General features: G+C 63.5%; 11 protein-coding genes. 5 read left to right on the top strand and 6 right to left on the bottom strand.

What is annotated here, in order from left to right; all coding sequences use genetic code 11:
* Positions 1–63 precede the first annotated feature (63 nt).
* Positions 64–939 (top strand): ATP-grasp domain-containing protein, encoded by an 876-nt coding sequence (locus tag LJY25_RS20660; protein ID WP_227610369.1) that lies wholly within the window; start codon positions 64–66, stop codon positions 937–939.
* A gap of 56 nt (positions 940–995) precedes the next feature.
* Here the strand turns inward: LJY25_RS20660 and LJY25_RS20655 are convergent, their stop codons facing one another.
* Positions 996–1,784 (bottom strand): SDR family oxidoreductase, encoded by a 789-nt coding sequence (locus LJY25_RS20655; RefSeq protein WP_227610368.1) that lies wholly within the window; start codon positions 1,782–1,784, stop codon positions 996–998.
* Between the two features lie 287 nt (positions 1,785–2,071).
* On the opposite strand from LJY25_RS20655, the gene LJY25_RS20650 reads away from it, so the two are divergent.
* Positions 2,072–4,525 carry a M4 family metallopeptidase gene (locus LJY25_RS20650; RefSeq protein ID WP_227610367.1) on the top strand — a complete coding sequence of 818 codons (2,454 nt, stop codon included), beginning with the start codon at positions 2,072–2,074 and terminating at the stop codon, positions 4,523–4,525.
* Positions 4,526–4,639: 114 nt separating this feature from the next.
* Here the strand turns inward: LJY25_RS20650 and LJY25_RS20645 are convergent, their stop codons facing one another.
* Complete coding sequence (locus LJY25_RS20645; RefSeq protein WP_227610366.1) at positions 4,640–5,377, bottom strand: hypothetical protein; 738 nt, start codon at positions 5,375–5,377, stop codon at positions 4,640–4,642.
* 75 nt (positions 5,378–5,452) lie between these two features.
* The gene (locus tag LJY25_RS20640) at positions 5,453–6,172 is read right to left on the bottom strand and encodes a tetratricopeptide repeat protein (protein ID WP_227610365.1); all 720 of its coding nucleotides are present in this window, start codon (positions 6,170–6,172) and stop codon (positions 5,453–5,455) included.
* A 189-nt stretch (positions 6,173–6,361) separates the two neighbouring features.
* Here LJY25_RS20640 and LJY25_RS20635 point away from each other — a divergent pair, with 189 nt between their 5' ends.
* Positions 6,362–7,261, top strand: a complete 900-nt coding sequence (locus LJY25_RS20635) for an alpha/beta hydrolase (RefSeq protein WP_227610364.1) — start codon at positions 6,362–6,364, stop codon at positions 7,259–7,261.
* Between the two features lie 71 nt (positions 7,262–7,332).
* On the opposite strand, the gene LJY25_RS20630 is transcribed toward LJY25_RS20635, so the two are convergent.
* The 3 genes from LJY25_RS20630 to LJY25_RS20620 all read right to left on the bottom strand — a co-directional run bounded on the left by LJY25_RS20630 (position 7,333) and on the right by LJY25_RS20620 (position 9,933).
* Positions 7,333–7,827 (bottom strand): methylated-DNA--[protein]-cysteine S-methyltransferase, encoded by a 495-nt coding sequence (locus LJY25_RS20630; protein WP_227610363.1) that lies wholly within the window; start codon positions 7,825–7,827, stop codon positions 7,333–7,335.
* A gap of 68 nt (positions 7,828–7,895) precedes the next feature.
* Complete coding sequence (locus LJY25_RS20625; RefSeq protein WP_227610362.1) at positions 7,896–8,609, bottom strand: phospholipase D-like domain-containing protein; 714 nt, start codon at positions 8,607–8,609, stop codon at positions 7,896–7,898.
* Positions 8,610–8,697: 88 nt separating this feature from the next.
* On the bottom strand, positions 8,698–9,933 hold the full coding sequence (locus LJY25_RS20620) for a glycoside hydrolase family 1 protein (protein WP_227610361.1): 1,236 nt from the start codon (positions 9,931–9,933) through the stop codon (positions 8,698–8,700).
* Between the two features lie 349 nt (positions 9,934–10,282).
* Between LJY25_RS20620 and LJY25_RS20615 the strand changes: the two genes are divergently transcribed.
* Together LJY25_RS20615 and LJY25_RS20610 are read left to right on the top strand one after the other, a co-directional pair.
* Positions 10,283–11,683, top strand: a complete 1,401-nt coding sequence (locus LJY25_RS20615; RefSeq protein WP_227610360.1) for an APC family permease — start codon at positions 10,283–10,285, stop codon at positions 11,681–11,683.
* A gap of 72 nt (positions 11,684–11,755) precedes the next feature.
* Positions 11,756–13,201 carry an AMP-binding protein gene (locus tag LJY25_RS20610; RefSeq protein ID WP_227610359.1) on the top strand — a complete coding sequence of 482 codons (1,446 nt, stop codon included), beginning with the start codon at positions 11,756–11,758 and terminating at the stop codon, positions 13,199–13,201.
* Positions 13,202–13,278: the final 77 nt, after the last annotated feature.

Raw genomic sequence — 13,278 nt, 5'->3', positions numbered from 1 at the left:
GAAGCAACTACTTGCCTTGCCCGGGCGTAAGCCGGCAGCTACGAAGCATTTGTTACCGACTCCATGAAGCTTGCTCTGGTTACCTGTGAAAGCCTGGCGCAGTACGCGGCCGCCGACGTCGAAGATGAGGATGCGCTGCTCACGCGCTTTCTGCGCAGCCGCGGCCACGACATCACGCCCGAAGTATGGACCAACCCCGCGGTAAACTGGGCCGGTTACGACGCCCTGCTGCTCAAGTCGCCCTGGGACTACTTCGACCGGGTGCAGGAGTTCTACGCCTGGCTCGACCAGCTGGACCAGGCCGGGGTGCGGATGCTGAACCCGGTGCCGACGGTGCGCTGGAATGCCGATAAAAAGTACCTGGCCGAAATGGAGCAGGCCGGCGTCCGCATCGTGCCCACCCGCTGGCTGCTGCGCGGGGCCCGGTTTGAGCCTGAGCAGCTGTTTGAAACCCTGGGCACGGAAAAATTGATTGTGAAGCCCGCCGTGAGCGGGGGCGCCAAGAACACCTTTGCCCTCACCCGCGCCGAGGCCCAGGCTGCCATCGACCGGCTCGACTCCCTGCTGTACGAGGAGGATTTCCTGGCCCAGCCCTTTCTGCCCCAGATTCAGACCCAGGGCGAGTGGTCGTTCATTTACCTCGGCGGACAGTTCAGCCACTGCGTGCTAAAAACGCCCAAGTCCGGGGATTTCCGGGTGCAGCACTACCTCGGGGGCGGCATCGAGCCCCACCCGGCCCCGCCCCACCTGCTCGCCGTGGCCGACGGCATCGTGCAGAAGTTTGCCGCCGACTGCCTCTATGCCCGCGTCGATGGTGTGGAAGCAGGCAGCGAGTTTCTGCTGATGGAGCTGGAGCTGATTGAGCCCTTCCTCTACCTGGCCTCCGACCCCGGCGCCCTGGACCGCTACGAAGCTGGTCTGCGGCGGATGCTAGGGTAGTTGTTGGTTGTCAGTTGTCAGTTGTTAGAACGACCTGACAACCGACAACTAACAACTCAAAACCCCCCTACTACAAACCCGCCATCCACGCTCAGGCACTGCCCGGTGACGTAGCTGGCGGCGGGCAGACAAAGAAACGCTACGGCCGCGCCCACTTCTTCGGGCTCCCCGATGCGCTTTAGGGGCGTGTGGCGCAGCACGTCGGCCAGGTATTCCTCGTTGCCCAGCACGCCGGCTACCAGCGGCGTGCGGATGTACCAGGGTGCCACGGCGTTTACCCGAATTCCGTCCGGGGCCCATTCCACCGCCAGATACCGGCTCAGGTGCAGCAGGGCCGCTTTCGTCATGCCGTACACGGCTCCGGTACGCACGTGGGTTTGTCCCGCTACCGAGGCCACGTTCACGATACTGGCCTGCCCGCTGGCTTTCAGCAGCGGATACAGCCCCTGGCACAAGCCGAATGCCGATTCCAGGTTGGTGCCCATGATCTGCTGATACTCTTCGGGGGCGTACTCGGTGGTGCGCTTACGGATATTGGTGCCCACGTTGTTGACCAGAATATGCAGTGCCCCGGCGCGGGCCGCTACCTGCTCGAGCAGGGCGGTGCGCCCGGTGGCGGTGCTCACGTCGGCGGGCAGGGCGTGGGCATCGAAGCCCTGCTGCTGCCACTGGTCTACCTGCTCCTGCAGCGGGCCAGCCGTGCGGGCAACGGCCAGTACGGTGGCGCCCAGACTGAGCAGCTCGGCAGCCACGGCGGCTCCAATACCCTTGGACGCGCCGGTGACCAAAGCGGTCTGGCCCCGGAGGCTCCAGCGCCGGGCAAAGGATGAGGTGGAATTGGTCATCGAAGAACTGAATAATGTATAAGATTATGATGCTGGCGGGTTTTTGCGGGGGCCGGGCTAGTACCTGGTTTATTCATGTTTTAGGCCACAGAACGAAACCAGGGCGCTTCTGAAAGTTAGGCGTAACGAGTAGTTTTATTATGGCTTTTGCATATATATTCCTTTTAACGCGAAGACTTTTCAATAAAATAAGCTGCGTATTATAAAATAATTAACTTGGCCGCAGCTTCTCTGATCTGAGCTAAGTCCCAATCACATCTTCTCTTCACAACCAAACCAAGTTCTTTATGTCCAAAAACTACTCGGCTTTAGCGCTGCTTCTCATCGGCGGTGCGGTTAGCTTTTCTACCCAGGCGCAGGATGCTGCCCGGGCCCCCCAGAAAGTTCTGGCCGAAGACGGCTCCCTGGCCCTGGTGCAGTTCCGGCCCGATGCCGCGCCCTATCAGCTTAGCGACGCCCGTCGGGCTTTGGCCGAGCAGCTGCAGCTCTCCGCCGACGACCAGATGCTACGGGCTAAAACGGAAACCGATCAGCTGGGTTTCGTACACGAAAAATACGAGCAGTTTTACAAAGGCATCAAGGTAGAGCACGCCAGCTACTCCCTTCACGCCAAGCAGGGCGCCGTGCAAAGCATGAGCGGCCACTTCGAGCGGGTGCGCGGGGTTAATACCACGCCTTCGCTCAATGCCCAGACCGCCCTGCGCAGCGCGCTGGCCTTTGTCGGCGCTACCCGCTATATGTGGCAGGATGCGGCCGAAGAAGCCAGCCTGAAGCGGGAGCAAGGCAATCCGGTAGCTACCTATATGCCCCAGGGCGAACTGGTAATCGTGCAGAACCAGCGGGCCTCCGGCACGTTGCGCATGGGCAAGCCCACGCTGGCCTGGAAGTTCAACATCTATGCCCAGCAGCCGATCAGCCGCGCCTTTATCTACGTGGACGCCCACACCGGCGAGATCGTGCTGCAGGACAACATCATCAAGCACGCGGCCGCTACCGGCACCTTTGGCACCAAATACTCGGGTACCCAGACCGGTGCTACCGAAACCGCCACCGGCGGCTACCGCCTGCGTGAGCTTACCCGCGGCTCGGGCATCGAAACCTACAACTGCCGCAAAAGCAACAGCTACACCAACGCCGTTGACTTCATCGACGCCGACAACAGCTGGACCGAGTACGCCAACGCCAATATGGACAACGCGGCCCTCGACGCCCACTGGGGTGCCCAGGGCACGTACGACTACTTTAAGAACGTACACGCCCGCAACTCCTGGAACAACGCCGGCGCCAAAATCAAGAGCTACGTTCACTTCGACGATACGCCCGGGGACGGCAAGGGCTACGAAAATGCTTACTGGAATGGCTCGGTGATGACGTACGGCGACGGGTACACCCGCTTCGACCCGTTGACGTCGCTGGACGTGGCGGCCCACGAAATCGGCCACGCAGTGTGCTCCAGCACGGCTAACCTGACGTACTCATATGAGTCCGGCGCCCTTAACGAAGGCTTCTCCGACATCTGGGGCGCTGCCGTGGAATACTACAAGGCGCCCGGCAAGCAAACCTGGCTGATCGGGGAGGACATCGACAAAGTGCGGCCTTCGCTGCGCTCGATGAGCAACCCCAATGCAGAAAGCCAGCCCGACACTTACAAAGGCACCTACTGGTACACCGGCACCGGCGACAACGGGGGGGTGCACACCAACTCCGGCGTGCTCAACCACTGGTTCTACCGCCTGACGGTGGGTGGCTCGGGTACCAACGACATCGGCAGCGCTTTCAGCGTAACCGGTATCGGCATTGAAGCTGCCGGCAAAATCGCCTACCGCACCGAAAGCGTGTACCTGACCTCTTCGTCTAACTATGCCGCTGCCCGGACCTACTCGATTCAGTCGGCTAAAGACCTCTACGGCGCGGGCTCTGCCCAAGAAATTGCCGTTACCAACGCCTGGCATGCAGTGGGCGTAGGAGCTTCCTACGGTGGAGGCACCACTACCACACCCACTTACTGCGCTTCGAAAGGCTCCAACGTATCGTACGAATGGATTGACTACGTGAAGCTGGGAACCCTGGCCCGCACCTCGGCCGCTGACGGCGGTTATTACAACGGCACGGCCCTGGCCGCTCCCAGCATTGGTGCTGGTACCTCCCAAACGGTAAGCTTCTCGGCTGGCTTCTCCGGCACGGCGTACACGGAATACTGGAAGGTATACATCGACTACAACAAGAACGGCGCGTTCACCGACGCCGGTGAGCTGGTCGTTAGCGGGTCGAGCAGTGCTTCCACCACGCTGTCGGGTACGTTCACGGTGCCGACCACTGCCAAAACCGGTAACACCCGGATGCGGATTGTGATGAGCGATAACTCGGGTACTACCAGCTGCAACTCCTACAGCTATGGCGAAACCGAGGACTACACCGTCAGCATCACCGGCGGCACTGCCATTGCCGGCGTCAGCTCGACCAGCACCTACTCGCTGACCGGCTCTACGCCGATTGGCAACGAGCAGGCGCAGTTGATGGAAGTGTATCCCAACCCCGCTACCGACGTGCTGCGCCTGGCGCTGCCCGGCAACACTGACGCCGTATCCGTGCAGGTTACCGACGTGCGTGGCGTGGTCGTGACGGGAGCCCGCTACGAAGGCAGCGGCCGCCTGAATGTGAATGGTCTGGCCAAAGGCCTGTACACCCTCACCGTCAGCGACGGGCAGAAGGTGTTCCACCAGCGCTTCGTAAAGCAATAGCCCACGGGCTACCTGCTGACCGTAAAACCAAAGGCCCGTCGGAAGACGGGCCTTTGTTGTTTTGGGTTGCTGTCCGCGTTGTTGGTTGTTAGTCTCGTTCTGATAACCGACAACCTATTTCCCGAGCGAGTATTCGCCCTTGATCTGCAGCAGGCCGTAGCCGTCGTTGCGGGAAGGGTTGCCACGCTGGCTGATGTCGTCGAGGTGGTCGGTAGTGGTGAGGTAGTAGGCGCCTTCCACCGTGGCGTTGAACTTCCGGGTCAGCCGGAACACCACGCCGCCCCCGACCGGAGCCACGAAGCCGGTGGCTGAATAGTCGTTGCGCTCGGTGCCGAGGAACTGGGTCTGGTCGTCGGGCCGCTCAGTGCCTACGTAGGCACGGGGGTTGTACAACAAAATACCCCCGCCGATCATCACGTAAGGCTTTACCAGCGTAGCCCCGCTGCGGGGAGTGGCGAACTCGCTTTCGTCGCGCAGCAGCTCGTAGCGCAGAAACGTGACCACGGAGCCGTTGGTACCCCGGAAGGCGTAGCTGCGCTCGGCCGCATCGTCCTTGGCGCCCAGCACAAAGTAGCTGCCCTCGGCGCCCAGCACTAGGTGGGGCCGCAGCAGGTACAGCACGCCCCCGCTGAAAGCCGGGCCGATAAAGTTGTTGGCCGGGCTCGAGGTCAGGTCGCCGCGGTACAGGCCCACGCCGCCCCCGGCCGTCAGGTATACGGGGCCCCGGTGGTAGGGCCGGCCCTGGCTGTTGAAATAGCGCTTGCGCCGCTCAGGGCTGTCCTGCGCCGAAGCAGTATGGCTAAGCAGGGCCGCCGAGAGCGGAGCCAGCAGCAGAAGAGTGCGAAACTTCACGGGCAAAAGAAGGTTGGTGATGCCCGGCATACGCCTCGCGGGGTCCCGGCGTTGCTAAACGCGGCCGCGCGTCCTTTATTTGAACGTACCCTGGGGGTCGGGCTGCTTCTGTAGCAATTCGCTGATCAGGGCGAAGTTGAGGCTGGTCAGGTCCAGGTTCCGGCCTTTATGAATGGCCTCCCAGGCTTTGGTGTACTCTCCCTGGTGAAAGTTGGCCCGGGCCATCTCCTGCCAGGCTATGGCGTTGTTCGGGTTTGCGGCCAGGGCCTTGGTGAGCAGGTCAGCGCCGGTTTTCAGGTCCTTCTTTTTTTGCGTCTGCTGGTAGCGGATCAGGTAGGTAGCGCCCAGGTCGCTGAGCATGTAGGCATCGTTGGGCGCCAGGGCCAGCCCCTGGGTCAACAAACTCACGGTTTCGTCGGTAGTGGGGTTGCGGGCGCTGATGACGCCCAGGCCCCGGTAGGCATCGGCATTTTTCTGATCGAGCAGCCAGGCCAGGTTGAAGCGGTAGATGGCCGTGTCGGGCTGGTTTTCGGCCAGGTACTCGAAGCCCTTGTTGGAAAAGAACTTGCTGGCCTCAGCCCGGGAAGGAAAGCTTTTGTCGATGCCGGCCAGAAAGGCGGGGCCCATCATCTGCTCGGCCAGGGCCGGGGTAAGGCCGCCGAATAAAGGACGCAGGCGGCTGCTGGCATCCAGCGGCACCGCGCTGCTCGATTTGTCCTTGCCTTTGCGCTGCGCCCATCCGGGAGAGGCGCTAAACAAAGTCAGCAGGGCAGCCAGGAACAGAAAATTTTTCATGAGAAAGAAAAGTTGAGAACGGCAGGTTTACCGCGGGCATAACTCCGGGCGCGCCGGGTCGGGTGTAAAGATATAGCATGGCCAGCCGGCAACTGGTTCCCGAAGGCCCAACCCGGCTGCGCAATCCATTTCCGCCGGGGCGCAGTATATGAACCCGTCCGCCACCCGCGGGCATTTTTCTGATCCGCTATGCTTTCACTACGCTACCTGCTCGTTCCGGGCTTTTTGCTGGCCGCCGTGCTGCTGCTGCTCGCCAACGAGTACGCGGTAGGCCGGGGCAGCCACCGCACCCGGGATATAGCCTACCAGTCGGCCTCGGCGCCGGGCTTTGATGCGGAACGCCACCTGCTCGACGTGTACGCGCCCCGGCACAAAGCCGGCCCCCGGCCCGTGGTGGTCTTTATTCACGGCGGCAGCTGGAACAGCGGCAACAAGAACTTCTACTCGTTTATCGGGCGGCGGCTCGCCCGGCAGGGCGTTGTGGCCGTGGTCGTCAACTACCGCCTCTCACCCTCGGTGCAGGTGCCCGCCATGGCTGAAGACTGCGCCCGGGCCGTGCAGTGGGTCAGCCAGAACATCGGCTCCTACGGCGGCGACCCGCAGCGCATCTTTCTGCTGGGCCACTCGGCCGGGGGCGGGCTGGCCGCGCTGCTGGCTACCGACAGCCGGCAGTTTGCCCGCCTCGGGCTGAGCACCAATCCGGTGCAGGGCGTTATTCTGAACGATGCCGCCGGACTGGACATGCATGCCTACCTGCAGAAGCAGGAATACCCCGGCGACGCCGACTACCTGATACCATACGGCAAAGACCCGGCGGTGTGGAAAGCCATGTCGCCCATCTACCACGTGTCGGCCCAGGCTCCGCCCTTTCTGATTTTCGTGGGCGAAAACACGTACCCGTCCATTACCAGCAGCACCGCCCGGTTCCGGCAGAAGCTCATCGATACCGGCTTTGCTCCCCAATTCGAGGTGCTGCCGGGCAAAAAGCACGCGGCCATGGTGCTGCAGCTCTTCTGGTCGCGCAACGTTATCTACCAGCGCCTGCTGCCCTTCGTAGGCGCTGAGCCGAAGTCGACGGCGCGGAAGTAAGGGAGGGTTAGTTATCGGTTGTTAGTTGTCCGTTGTCAGGACAATTCTAACAACCGATAACTAACAACTATTTAAAACAACCCCAGTTGGGCCGGGGGCTTTTCCAGGTCCAGCAGCCACCGCTTGCGGCTCATGCCCCCGGCGTAGCCCGTAAGCTGCCCGCCCGACCCGATGATGCGGTGGCAGGGCCAGACGATGGACAAAGGGTTCTGCCCGTTGGCCGCGCCCACTGCCCGCACCGCGCCGGGGTTGTTCAGCTTCCGGGCCAGGTCAAGGTAGGAAGCCGTCTGCCCGAACCCGATTTCCGTCAATACCGTCCACACCCGGCGCTGAAACTCGGTGCCCTGCCGCACGTCGTAAGTCAGCGTGAAATCGCGCAGCTCCCCGCCGAAGTACGCTTTCAGCTGCTGGTGACAGTCGTGCAGGCAGGAGGGCACCGGCAAAGCCAGCGTGACGCTAGCTACCGGCTCGTTCAGGAAGCGGATGGCCGCCACGCCGGCATCGGAGCCCTGGATTTCAAGCGGACCGATGGGGGAGGGCAGGTAGGCGAGGGCAGGCTGGGTCATGAGCTAAAGATAGGCTGCCGGCTTCAGGTAGCAAGTGGCACCGCGCCCCGGTGTCGTACGCTCCTGACTTACTTGTAAACCGTCATCTGCGCCCAGAGCCGGTCAAACTCGCTGCTGAAGCGGCGCACCACGGCCGGCTCGTCGGTGATAAGCAGGTTTTCGAGGTTGTAGAGGGCGGCCGAGCGGGTCCAGTTGTAGCTGCCGGTGAGGGCTACCCGCCCGTCGGCCACGGCAAACTTGTGGTGCATGTGGTTTTCCGTCACGTCGGTGCGCACCGGAATGCCGGCTGCGGCCAGCTGCCGGATGTCCGAGCCCTTGTCAAACAGCTTTTCGTCGTCGGTGAGCAGGCGGATCTGCACGCCGTGGCGGTGGGCGGTGAGCAGGCAGTCCGTCAGTCGGTCGTCGGAAATGGTGAACACGCACACGTCGAGGCGGTGGGCGGCATGGCTGATAAACCGCTGAATGGCCTCCACGCACTCCGTGCCCGGGCTGAAGTGTACCTCGGTATGGGCGGGCGGACCGGTTTCGGCCGGCAGCAGCAGGGCGCTGGCCGATTCCAGCCACTCAATGGCGCTTTTATCCTGAAACGAGTTGAACCGGGCCCGGGCCATGGCGAACAGCTGGTGGCGCAGCTCATCTAACGCGGCGCCGTGCTGCCCGTGGTCGGCCAGCTCCTGCCGCAGCCGCCGGGCCTCGTCGGTCGACAGCGTCGAGTCGGTAAACGCCTGGCGGAAGTGGCGCAGCAACTCGTCGGTGCTTGGGTTGGAGGAGGGCGGGCTCATGGTGTATTTAGTTGTTCGTTGTCAGTTGTTTGTTGTCCGTTATCAGAACACCACTGACAACGGACAACAAACAACTGACAACTTATTTCTACGACAACGACAGTATCGACGCCTTGGGCAGGCGGGTACGCTGCCGGTGCCGGGCCGTTTCGAGGTGGGCCTGGGCCTGGAGCAGGTCATCGGCGTAGTGCTGGCACAACACCCGGGGCAGGGAGCCATCGGGCGCGTCGCGGTCCACGTCCCAGAGGCCGGAGTTGTGGTAGTCCACGAGGTTGTCCCAGTTGGGCCGGTCGATGATGGGGTAGAGGCAGATGCCCCAGAGCGGAATGCCCTTGCGCAGCACCTTGGCGCACTCGTCGGCCATTTCCAGCACCCACTCGCCCCGGCCCACGCCCAGGTGGCTGGTCTCGGTGATGACGACGGGGCGGTTGTAGCGCTTGTAGGCTTTGGCGAGCAGCTTGTGAAACGGCATCCAGCGGGCATCCCGGGGCTTCTGCTCCCACAGCAGCCGGCCCTTGTAATGCTCCCACTGGTTGTCGTAGTAGTAGTTGAAGCCCAGGATGTCGAGGTAGTCCTCGCGTCCGCCCAGCTCGGGGCAGAGCCGCCCGGCCAGGATGTCGACGCACTGGAACTGCCACTCGTTGATGTTTTTCACTTCCTGCCGGTGCTCGGGGCTGGCGTCGAGGGCCGGCACGAAGTTCACGAGCGGGTCGGTGGTCATGATGCGCACCCGGGAGTCGGTGGCCCGGATGGCGGCTACACCCTCGATGTAGGCTTTCATCAGGCGGTACTTCACTTCCCAGCCCTGGCCTACGCAGTACGGCGAGGTGCCGCGTACGTCGCCACCCAGCCAGGCCATAAAGCTGGGCTCGTTGATGGGCGTCACGATCAGCGTGCCGTCGGGATCCTGGGTGCGGTAGAACTCTACAAAGGCCCGGCACAGCGCGCCGAACCGGCGGGCAAACATGGGGTGCAGGGGCGTCAGGTCATCGGGGTAGCCGAAGTGGCAAAGGTCCCACACCTGCTGAATGCCCAGGCGCTTGCCGGCGGCAATCATCTCCTTGACCGTGCTCCAGTCGTACTGGTAGGGTACCTTTTCGATGTGGCTCCAGCGGATGCCTTCGCGCACGGTCCTGATGTTGAACTGCCCGAGGCCTTGGTAGTCTTCCTCCAGGCGCTGGTAATGGCCGGTGAGGTGCAGGAAGTCGACGCGGTTGCCATAGGCGTTGAGCTGGTCGGTGCACTCGTAACCCGCCATCCAGAACGACTCGAATGGGTTAACGGGCAGGGTAATAAGAGAGAGGTTGTGGGGTAACGTGGGCATAGGGCGTTTTCGTTTTCAGGATGCGGCGCAGGGGCTGGCAGCGCGAAACCAGGGCCCCGTGCTACTGTGCTCCAAGGTATCAGATTTGAGTGATGCTTTCCGATCAGCCACGCGCTACGCGCGGCCGATGAATCGGGCTTTCAAAAAGATGCGCTTATACGATGGGTGCCGGGCGTGAAGGGCATGGTTGAGCGAAAGAAGTTCTCAGCTACGCAGACCCGGGGGCTGGGGTTAAGCTAAGGGTGCCTGAGCCGTTCGGCCCGGCATCCCGGCGGGCTACCGGCCGGCCCCCGCTGAACATTCCGGTTTTATCCGACTTTTACGACCCCGGCTTCTTTTCCACCTGCTTATGCCCCAACTCGATTCTCCTCCCGCGCCCGTGCTGCAGCGCCGCCTGGGCCTGGTGCAGGCCACCGCCCTCAACATGATTGACATGGTGGGCATCGGCCCGTTTGTCACGCTGCCGCTGGTCATGGGCTTTATGGGACCGTACTTCCTGCTGGCCTGGCTGGTAGGTGCGGGGCTGAGCCTCGTGGACGGGCTGATCTGGAGCGAGCTGGGCGCGGCCTACCCCGAGGCGGGCGGCTCCTACCGGTTTCTGAAGCTGGCCTACGGCGAGCATACCTGGGGACGGCTGATGTCGTTTCTGTACGTATGGCAGACGCTGGTGCAGGCTCCGTTGGTAGTAGCCTCCGGTGCCATCGGCTTTGCCCAGTACTTCGGCTACCTGGTGCCCCTCACCGAGCCGTGGCAGGCCAAGCTGGTGTCGGGCGTGGTGGTGCTCCTGCTGATCGGGCTGCTTTACCGGCGCATCGAGGAAATCGGCAAGCTGGGCGTGCTGCTTTGGGTGGGCGTGCTGGGGCTGATGGCCTGGCTGATCTTCGGGGGGCTCACCAACAGCAACCACGCCGTGGCCTGGCTGCCCGTCGGGGGCATCGGCGACCTGCCGGGGCTGCTCTTGTCGGCGGCCATGGGGCAGGCGGCGGTCAAGACCATCTACTCCTACCTGGGCTACTACAACATCTGCCACCTGGGCGCGGAAGTCAAGGAGCCGCACAAGCTGATTCCGCGCAGCATCTTTCTGAGTATCCTGGGCATCATGGCCTTGTACCTGCTGCTTAACTGGAGCGTGGGCACCGTGATTCCGTGGCAGGACGCGCAGCACTCCAAGTTTATCGTGAGCACCTTCGTGGAGCAGCTCTACGGGCCGGTGGCGGCCAAGGCGGCCACGGCGCTGGTTTTGTGGGTGGCGTTTGCTTCCCTGTTCGCGGTGCTGCTGGGCTACTCCCGCATTCCCTACGCCGCCGCGGCCGACGGGGAGTTTCTGCCGGTGTTTGCGCGCACCCATCCTACCAAGCACTTTCCGCACGTGTCGCTGCTGCTGCTGGGCGGGCTGGGGTTTCTGTTCAGCCTGCTCTTTAAGCTGGGCGAGGTTATCAGTGCCATCCTGGCCATGCGCATCCTGGTGCAGTTCGTGGGCCAGGCCGTGGGGCTGGTGCTGCTGCGCCGGCGCCGGGGCACCGCCGGGCTGCCCTTCCGGATGCCGCTTTACCCGCTGCCCGTCATGGTGGCCGTGGCCGTCTGGCTCTGGATGTTCTACAGTATTCAGGACGGCATTCCGCTGGGCTGGCTGGGGCTGCCCGGCCGGTACCTGCCCTTCCAGGTCGGCGCCCTGCTGATGATGGCCGTGGGCACCGGCGTATTCCTGCTTTGGAGCCGCCGCCAGCAGCGGTGGCCGTTTGCCCGCTAGCCTGCTGCCGCTGGTGCTGGGCATTCTTTCGACTGTGGAGAAAAGCTACCTTGCGGGCTATACCTCTTTCGGATGACTGCCAACTTCGTTGAATCCGTCTTTGCCGTACTGGCGGCCAACCCGGACCGGGTCCTGCTGGAATGGCCCGAGCCCGACGCCCCGCCCCGCGTGTATGCTGCTGCCGACCTGGCCGGACAGATCAGCCGGTTCCGGCAGGAGCTGGCGGCCCGCCGCGTGCAGCCCGGGCAGCGCATCCTGCTGCTGCTGCCCGTAGGCCCCGACCTGATCTGCGGGCTGCTGGCCGTACAGGCCCACGGGGCCGTGGCAGTGCTGCCCCCGGCCGGTATCACGCCGGCAACCCTGCTCACCCTGGTCCGGCTCGGCAAGCTGACGGCAATCCTGTCCGCCAGACCCTTGCCCTGGCTGGCTAAAGCGCTGTTTCGCGGCTGGGGCGTGCGCAACCTGACGGCCCACCGCCTGCCTGCCCCCGCTCCCCTGGAGCCGCCCCAGCCCGTGCCCGCCGACCAGCCCGCCCTGATTTCCCACAGCTCCGGCACTACCGGGCGTCCCAAGCAGATTGTTCGGACGCACCGGGTGCTGCGGGCCCAGCACGAGGTGCTCAAGCGGGTGTTTCCGCCCTGGCCCGGGCAGCGTGACTTCCCGCTTTTTCCCAACGTGCTGCTTCATAACCTTTCCGCCGGGGTGCTCACCGTGCTCCCCGACCTGCCCTGGGGAAACCTGCCCCTGCTCGATGCCGACGCCGTGGCCGCACAGATTGCCGCCGGGCAGGTGCACACCCTGACCGGCAACGTGTTTTACTTCCGGCGCCTGCTGCCGGCGCTGCTGGCCTGGCCTGGCGGCTTTCCGGCGGTGCAGGCGGTGGGCGTGGGCGGCTCCCCGGTACCGGAAAAGCTGCTTCAGGAGCTGCAAGCGGCTTTTGCCGGGGCGGGAATATTTGTCATCTACGGCTCCTCCGAGGCCGAGCCCATTGCCGTGCGCCGTTTCATTTCTGTCCCCGCGCCCAGCCCTCGGGACGGCTATTGCGTAGGCCCGGTCGTGGCGGGGCTGAACTGCCGGCTCCGGCTGAAGCCGATGGGAGAAGTAACGCTGGCCAACGGCACCCGGCGGGAAGTCGGGGAAATAACGGTGCGCGGGGCCCACGTAGCTGCCCAGACCCCCGACGGCATACTGGCTACCGGCGACTTCGGCTACTTCGACGATGCGGGCAACCTCTGGCTGACCGGCCGGCAGGGCAACACCACCCTGCACCAGGGCGTGCAGCACTACCAGGTCGAGCAGGTGCTCCAGCAGCTGCCGGGCGTGGAGCGGGCGGCGGCCCGGGCCGAGCCGGCGGGATTTGCTGTATACTGGGAAGGAGCCGCTACGGCAGGGCAGGTCAGCCAGGCGCTGCGGGCAGCCTCGTTTCCGGCTGCTCTTTTCACCGGCCTGCACCACCGCCCCGGGCTGCCCGTCGACCAGCGCCACCACTCCAAGATTCGCTACGACCAGCTGATATGATGCTGATTGCTGGTAGCTGATTGTTGGTTCATTGTCATCCTGAGCAGAGCCAAGGACCTTGGCATCGAGGAACGACT

The sequence above is a fragment of the Hymenobacter translucens genome (genome assembly GCF_020685205.1).
Lineage (GTDB): Bacteria > Bacteroidota > Bacteroidia > Cytophagales > Hymenobacteraceae > Hymenobacter > Hymenobacter translucens.
Note: the sequence above shows the minus strand (reverse complement) of the source record. Positions and strands in the feature narration are given on the sequence as shown.

What these genes read in the sequence shown, in the direction of transcription:
- LJY25_RS20640 (WP_227610365.1), bottom strand. Translation starts at nt 6,172, where the DNA reads ATGAAAAATTTTCTGTTCCTGGCTGCCCTGCTGACTTTGTTTAGCGCC.
- LJY25_RS20625 (WP_227610362.1), bottom strand. Translation starts at nt 8,609, where the DNA reads ATGAGCCCGCCCTCCTCCAACCCAAGCACCGACGAGTTGCTGCGCCAC.
- LJY25_RS20620 (WP_227610361.1), bottom strand. Translation starts at nt 9,933, where the DNA reads ATGCCCACGTTACCCCACAACCTCTCTCTTATTACCCTGCCCGTTAAC.
- LJY25_RS20615 (WP_227610360.1), top strand. Translation starts at nt 10,283, where the DNA reads ATGCCCCAACTCGATTCTCCTCCCGCGCCCGTGCTGCAGCGCCGCCTG.
- LJY25_RS20650 (WP_227610367.1), top strand. Translation starts at nt 2,072, where the DNA reads ATGTCCAAAAACTACTCGGCTTTAGCGCTGCTTCTCATCGGCGGTGCG.
- LJY25_RS20630 (WP_227610363.1), bottom strand. Translation starts at nt 7,827, where the DNA reads ATGACCCAGCCTGCCCTCGCCTACCTGCCCTCCCCCATCGGTCCGCTT.
- LJY25_RS20635 (WP_227610364.1), top strand. Translation starts at nt 6,362, where the DNA reads ATGCTTTCACTACGCTACCTGCTCGTTCCGGGCTTTTTGCTGGCCGCC.
- LJY25_RS20655 (WP_227610368.1), bottom strand. Translation starts at nt 1,784, where the DNA reads ATGACCAATTCCACCTCATCCTTTGCCCGGCGCTGGAGCCTCCGGGGC.
- LJY25_RS20610 (WP_227610359.1), top strand. Translation starts at nt 11,756, where the DNA reads ATGACTGCCAACTTCGTTGAATCCGTCTTTGCCGTACTGGCGGCCAAC.
- LJY25_RS20660 (WP_227610369.1), top strand. Translation starts at nt 64, where the DNA reads ATGAAGCTTGCTCTGGTTACCTGTGAAAGCCTGGCGCAGTACGCGGCC.